This window comes from Pseudomonadota bacterium, from assembly GCA_016927275.1.
Classification (GTDB): Bacteria; UBA10199; UBA10199; order 2-02-FULL-44-16; family JAAZCA01; genus JAFGMW01.
Genome location: JAFGMW010000007.1, coordinates 1 through 5,811 on the forward strand (window position 1 = coordinate 1; position 5,811 = coordinate 5,811).

The following is a 5,811-nucleotide window of genomic DNA, read 5'->3' on the forward strand; positions in this document are numbered from 1 at the left end:
ATTCGGGAGGATGTATGCCGCCGCTTTTGAACGTCTTCATAAATTCCGTGACTCGTGACTCGTAACTCGTGACTAGTGACTGGTGACTGGTGACTGGTGGTCAGTGGTCAGTAAAAGCCCATGTGAGTAACTAATCACCAGTCACCGCTTTCACCGGCCAGAGGCCCAGATCCTTCCTGGACTGTCTGTAGTCCATTATCGTGCCCGTGGGGCACTCCTTCACGCACATCCCGCAGGAGGTGCACTTCTCATAGTCGAAGACGGCAAGGTTGTTCTCGATGCGCACAGCGTCGAACTCGCAGACCGCCTCGCACCTGCGGCAGGCGATGCAGCCCACCCGGCAGACCTTTCGCACCGCCTTGCCCGCGTCCGTGCTCACGCAGCGGACGTGCACCAGCTTCGACAGCGTGACGAGCTCGAAGAGCCCCTTGGGGCACGCCGCTACGCACTTTCCGCAGCTCACGCACCTTCCCTCGTCCACCTCGGGAAAGCCGTTCACCATGTGAAGGGCGTCGAACGGGCACGCCCTCGCGCAGTCGCCGAAGCCGATGCAGCCGAAGCGGCACTCCTTGGGCCCGCCGTGCACGAGGCTGGCCGCCTGGCAGGTCAAAATCCCCTCGTAGATGAAGCGGTCGGCCACCTCCCTGCCCTGGCAGCGGAGAATCGCCACCTTCTTCTCCACCACCTTCGCCTCCACGCCCATGATGTCCGCGACGAGGTGTGCCACGCGCTCGCCGCCCGGTATGCAGGCGGTGACCTCCGCGGAGCCGTGGACTATGGCCTTAGCAAGGCCGTGGCAGCCCGCCAGCCCGCAGGCCCCGCAGTTCGATCCCGGAAGGGCCCTCTCCACGCGCTCGATGCGCGTGTCCACCGACACTCGGAACACGCGCGAGGCGATATAGAGCCCCACTCCGAAGAGGAGGCCGAGGAATCCGAGTATTATCACAGGTGCGATCATATTTCGTGACTAGTGACTAGTGACTAGTGACTAGCGGGAACACGCCAGTCACCAGTTACCGGTCACGGTTTTCATTGTCCCATGCCGGCAAAGCCCATGAAGGCCAGCGCCATGAGCCCGGCGCATATGAACGCCATCGGGGCGCCCCGCAGCGCGGGCGGCACCTCCATCTGATCGAGCCTCTCCCTTATCCCGCTCATGAGGAATATGACGATCAGAAAACCCACGCCCCCGCCGAACCCCTGCAGCACCGTCTTCGCGAAGCTCTCGGCCAGGCCGTGCACCGCGCCGAAGTCCTTTATGTTGAGCAGCGCCACCCCCAGCACCGCGCAGTTGGTGGTGATGAGGGGGAGGTATATGCCGAGCGACTCGTACAGCGGAGGTATCACCTTCATGAGGAACATCTCCACGAGCTGCACGAGCACCGCGATCACGAGGATGAAGACGATCGTGTTGAGAAAGGTGAAGTCGAAATCTGAAACCGGCCTGCCGTCGCCCAGCAGCACATAGAATATGTTGTGCCCGGTCGGCGCGAGCAGGAACCGGTAGACCGCCCACGATGCAGCGGAGGCCATGGTCATCACGAAGATGACCGCGAGCCCCATTCCGACCGCCTGTTTGCGCCGCTTCGAGACGCCGATGAAGGGGCAGAGGCCGAGGAACTTGGCCAGGATGAAGTTGTTCACCAGCGCGATCGATATGAACAGCAGGATGTAGGATCTCATGCGCTGCGGGCCGGCCTCGCCGCCCTCCTCCAGTTGATGAACGCCATGATGAACGCGATTACGAAGAACGCGCCCGGCGCCATCACCATCACGGCGGCCGGGTGTATCGCGCCCTCCGGCGCGTAGGCAGATGTTATCCTTATCCCCCAGAACGTGCCCGAGCCAGCGACCTCGCGGATCGCGGCGATGATCACCAGCGCGAACGCAAACCCCGCGCCCATCCCCAGGCCGTCGAACACCGACGGAAGGAGCCTGTTGCGCTGCGCGAACGCCTCTGCCCGGCCGAGTATTATGCAGTTCACCACGATGAGCGGGATGAAGATCCCGAGCGACTCGCCCAGCGCCGGCAGATAGGCGCCCATGAGCATCTCCACGATCGTGACGAACGTAGCGATCACCACGATGAAGCAGGGTATGCGGATCTTCGAGGGGAAGAAGCGGTTGAACAGGGAGATGATCGCGTTGGACGATACGAGCACGAAAGTGGCGGCGATCCCCATGCCGAGCGCGTTCTTTATTGAGACCGAGACCGCGAGCGAGGGGCACAGCCCGAGCATGAGCACGAAGACCGGATTCTCGCGGAAGAATCCTTTTGTGACCTCGTTTTTCACTCGCCCCCCTGAAATTTCGCGCTATTTGGCAGAGATAGCCGGAAATATCAAGCTTTTAGAAAAGCCTCACCCTTTCGGCCCACTCCTTTGTGAGAACGAGCCTGGAGGCCAGGTTCGCAGAGACCCAGACCACAGGGCCGAGGGGCCCCCCTTCGACGAGCATGGCGTCGTATCCCTCGAGCGATTTTACGACCCTCCGTCCTTCATCCTTGCCCAGGACCATGAGAGCCGTGGCGAGCGAGTCCGCGCCGGCGCCGGTCCCGCCCACGACCGTGGCTGCGATCATCCCGTTTTCCACCGGCATGCCGTCTCTGGGGTCGATGATGTGCGAATAACGCCTGCCGCCTATCTTGACGAAGCGCTCGTAGCTGCCGGAGGTGACCACCCCGCCCATCGTCACATCGACCGCCCCCATGAGCATGCCGCGCTCCTTCATGGGGTCCTGGATTCCGAAGCGGAACGAGCCGGCCCCGAAGGCGAGCCCGTTCCCACCCGCGTCGATCACGCCGCGAGCCACCCCGCGACGCATGAGGAGGTTGGCGACCTCGTCGGCGATCAGCCCCTTTGCGATCGCGCCGAAATCGAGAGACATCCCGTCCCTCGCAAAACGCACCTTGCCGCCGCGCACGCGCACCTTGTCGAACCCGACCATGGATCGCGCGGCGGCGATCCTCGACGCGTCCGGAAGCCGGCCCTCCCTGCCCGACTCTCTCCACAGCTCGATGAGAGGAGTGACGGTGGGGTCGAAGGCCCCGAGGCTGGCCCCGTGCCACTCGCGCGAGAGCGCGATGATCCTCTGCATGTCGGAGCTGATCTCGAGCGAGGAGCCCGGATCGAGCCCGTTTACGGCCGCGAGCTCGCTCCCCTCCTTGAACCGGTTGAAGCGCTGCTCGAGGTCCTCGACGCGCCGCTTTACCGCGGCCATGTCCGCATCGAACTCCACGGCGCTGCGGCCGTAGGCCACCACCTTGAACGGGATGCCGCCCATGGGGAAGAACGTCGCCTCGCGCCTCGACGGCTCGCTGCGCACGATGAGCAGCGCGAGGATTGCGAAGATCGCGACGATGGCAGCGACGGATAAAACCTTGAGGCTTCGATTCATGCCGCGCACTCTTATTTGAAGCCTGAAAGGTGTCAAGCATTCGAAGAACAGACAGAACAACTATCTATAGCTTCGGGTGGCGCCGGGTCGGGGGACCCCCATTTGACGCCAGCAGCCGCAGGAAACCGTTGGCATGAACTCGGTGATTGATCGCGGCGATGCCGCAAATGGGGGTGACCCGGCGACAGGACCCGAAGCTGCATGTTTATTATTTTACAACCGATTTTCCGTGTGCATATATTGCGCGAAATGAGACGCAGACTCGCTACATTCGCCCTCGCCGCTCTCATCTTTCTGCCCTCGCTGGCCTCTGCGGCGTTCCCCAAGCCCAAGGGCTTTGTGAACGACTTCGCCTCGGTCCTCTCGTCCGACACAAGGGGAAAGATAGAATCCATGCTCTCCGCCTTCGAACGGCAGAGCGGGGTCGAGGTCGCGATAGTCACCCTGCCATCCCTGGACGGCGAGCCGGTCGAGAACGCGGCGGTGAAACTCTTTCAGGAATGGGGCATCGGCAAGAAGGGCAAGGACAACGGCGCTCTCTTCCTCATCGCCCCGAACGAGCGCAGGATGCGTATAGAGGCCGGCTACGGCCTCGAGGGCGCGATCAACGACGCTCTCGCCGGGAGGATCCTCGACGAGGCGGTCCTCCCGCGCTTCCGCGCGGGCGACATGGACGCCGGAATCGCGGCCGGCTCCATCGCCATAGTCGACGAGATCTCGCGCAAGGAGGGCATCGAGTTCGACGCGGCCGCTGCCTACGGCTCCGGCGCGCCTGTGGCGTATTCCTCCTCCGGTGAGAGGAAGTCGACTCCCCTGGAGATCGCCATAAAGATAATCGTCTTCATAATAATGATCATAGTATTCATCCGCCACCCGTGGCTATTCCTGCTGTTGCTCAGCAGCAGGGGCGGAGGGGGCGGCCGCGGATTCGGCGGAGGTTTTGGCGGGTTCGGAGGAGGCCTCTCCGGCGGCGGAGGGGCATCGAGGGGATGGTAAACGTTTGAGGAGGACTCTATGACACCACACGATCTGGCGCGCGAGCTGGAACGCATCTACGGCGAAGACCTCAAGGCGGCGGTCCTCTACGGCTCCGCGGTCGGCAGGGACTACTCCAGGAAGTACTCGGACTACAACGTCTTCTGCGTCCTCTCAGAGGCCACGCCCGCCCTCCTCTCGAAGTCCAACAGGGTCGTTCGCAAGTGGGTGAAGCAAGGCAACCCGGCGCCGCACTTTTTCGATGCCAGGCACATCGAACAGTCGCTCGACGTCTTCCCCATGGAGTTTCTGGACATGCTCGACCGCCACGAGACCCTCATCGGCCGCGATCCCCTCGCAGGGATAACGGTCGATCTCAAGAACCTCAGACACCAGTGCGAGAGCGAGCTCAAGGGAAAGATCATCCACATGCGCTCCTTCTACGCCGCAAACTGCGACAGCCCGAAGGCGGTCGCACGCATGATGGTCGAGAGCTTCCCCACGTTCATGGCGGCGATGAGAGGGACGCTCAGGCTGCTGGGGAAGAAACCCCCGGCCGACGCCCGCGCGGTGGCCGAGCTGATCGGAGACCGGCTGGACATCAACCCGGCCGTATTCTACGACGTCATCGAGATCAGGCGCGGCGCCTCCATGATGCCGCGCGGCGACGACGCCCTGGCCATGTTCGAGCGCTACTTGACAGAGCTCGCCGCCCTCACTAGTTTCGTGGACACGATGAACGTCGAATAAAAAAGGAGATCGAGATGAACAAAAAATGGATGATAATCGGCGCAATCCTGCTGGTCCTGATCCTCGCCGGATCAAGCTGCGTGGGCCGCTACAACCAGCTGGTCACGGTGAACGAATCGGTGACCACCGCATGGGCCCAGGTGGAAAACGTCCTCCAGCGCAGAAACGACCTGATCCCAAACCTGGTGAACACCGTGAAGGGCTACGCTGCGCAGGAGCAGAAGGTCTTCATCGACGTCACCGAGGCCAGGGCCAAGGTCGGCGGCGCCACCACGGTCCCCGAGAAGGTCGAGGCAAACAACCAGCTGACCGCAGCGCTGGGCAGGTTGCTCCTCGTGGTGGAAAGATACCCCGACCTCAAGTCCAACCAGAACTTCCTCGCGCTCCAGGACGAGCTGGCCGGCACCGAGAACCGGATAGCGGTCGAGCGCATGCGCTACAACGAGGCGGTCAAGGCCTACAACGTCTTCGTCCGCCGCTTCCCGAACAACCTCCTCGCCGGGATCTTCGGCTACAGCCGCGAGAACGTCTACTTCAAGGCCGAGGAGGGGGCAAAGGAGGCGCCCGAGGTCGACTTCGGCATGACGCCGCAGGGTCCTGCTGACTGATCCGAATAGCAAACCTAAGAAATGCCGGGCTGTCCACCCGGTATTTTTTACGGCTGCATCGCAATGAAGTGCATTCATGATG

The 5,811-nt window shown here is 62.5% G+C and carries 7 protein-coding genes; 3 read left to right on the forward strand and 4 right to left on the reverse strand.

Translation table 11 applies throughout. From position 1 onward, the window contains the following. Window positions 1-130 precede the first annotated feature (130 nt). The 4 genes from JXA24_00385 to JXA24_00400 form a co-directional block, all read right to left on the reverse strand. The gene (locus JXA24_00385; GenBank protein ID MBN1282215.1) at window positions 131-958 is read right to left on the reverse strand and encodes an RnfABCDGE type electron transport complex subunit B; all 828 of its coding nucleotides are present in this window, start codon (window positions 956-958) and stop codon (window positions 131-133) included. A gap of 71 nt (window positions 959-1,029) precedes the next feature. After that, window positions 1,030-1,683 carry an electron transport complex subunit RsxA gene (locus JXA24_00390; protein ID MBN1282216.1) on the reverse strand — a complete coding sequence of 218 codons (654 nt, stop codon included), beginning with the start codon at window positions 1,681-1,683 and terminating at the stop codon, window positions 1,030-1,032. Next, window positions 1,680-2,309: an electron transport complex subunit E gene (locus JXA24_00395; protein ID MBN1282217.1), complete on the reverse strand. Its 630-nt coding sequence runs from the start codon at window positions 2,307-2,309 to the stop codon at window positions 1,680-1,682. The genes JXA24_00390 and JXA24_00395 overlap by 4 nt, the downstream gene beginning before the upstream one ends. 40 nt (window positions 2,310-2,349) lie before the next feature. Beyond that, window positions 2,350-3,396: an FAD:protein FMN transferase gene (locus tag JXA24_00400; GenBank protein ID MBN1282218.1), complete on the reverse strand. Its 1,047-nt coding sequence runs from the start codon at window positions 3,394-3,396 to the stop codon at window positions 2,350-2,352. 249 nt (window positions 3,397-3,645) lie between these two features. On the opposite strand from JXA24_00400, the gene JXA24_00405 reads away from it, so the two are divergent. From JXA24_00405 to JXA24_00415, 3 genes are read left to right on the forward strand one after another with little or no spacing between them, the layout of a single operon-like run. Beyond that, window positions 3,646-4,392, forward strand: a complete 747-nt coding sequence (locus JXA24_00405; protein ID MBN1282219.1) for a TPM domain-containing protein — start codon at window positions 3,646-3,648, stop codon at window positions 4,390-4,392. A gap of 18 nt (window positions 4,393-4,410) precedes the next feature. Further along, complete coding sequence (locus JXA24_00410; protein ID MBN1282220.1) at window positions 4,411-5,121, forward strand: hypothetical protein; 711 nt, start codon at window positions 4,411-4,413, stop codon at window positions 5,119-5,121. A gap of 14 nt (window positions 5,122-5,135) precedes the next feature. Then, window positions 5,136-5,729, forward strand: coding sequence for a LemA family protein (locus tag JXA24_00415; protein ID MBN1282221.1), 594 nt, complete (start codon window positions 5,136-5,138; stop codon window positions 5,727-5,729). Window positions 5,730-5,811: the final 82 nt, after the last annotated feature.

Bases quoted from the DNA above. Each gene is read 5' to 3' on its own strand.
- JXA24_00385 (MBN1282215.1), bottom strand. From the start codon at position 958: ATGATCGCACCTGTGATAATACTCGGATTCCTCGGCCTCCTCTTCGGA.
- JXA24_00390 (MBN1282216.1), bottom strand. From the start codon at position 1,683: ATGAGATCCTACATCCTGCTGTTCATATCGATCGCGCTGGTGAACAAC.
- JXA24_00400 (MBN1282218.1), bottom strand. From the start codon at position 3,396: ATGAATCGAAGCCTCAAGGTTTTATCCGTCGCTGCCATCGTCGCGATC.
- JXA24_00405 (MBN1282219.1), top strand. From the start codon at position 3,646: ATGAGACGCAGACTCGCTACATTCGCCCTCGCCGCTCTCATCTTTCTG.
- JXA24_00410 (MBN1282220.1), top strand. From the start codon at position 4,411: ATGACACCACACGATCTGGCGCGCGAGCTGGAACGCATCTACGGCGAA.
- JXA24_00415 (MBN1282221.1), top strand. From the start codon at position 5,136: ATGAACAAAAAATGGATGATAATCGGCGCAATCCTGCTGGTCCTGATC.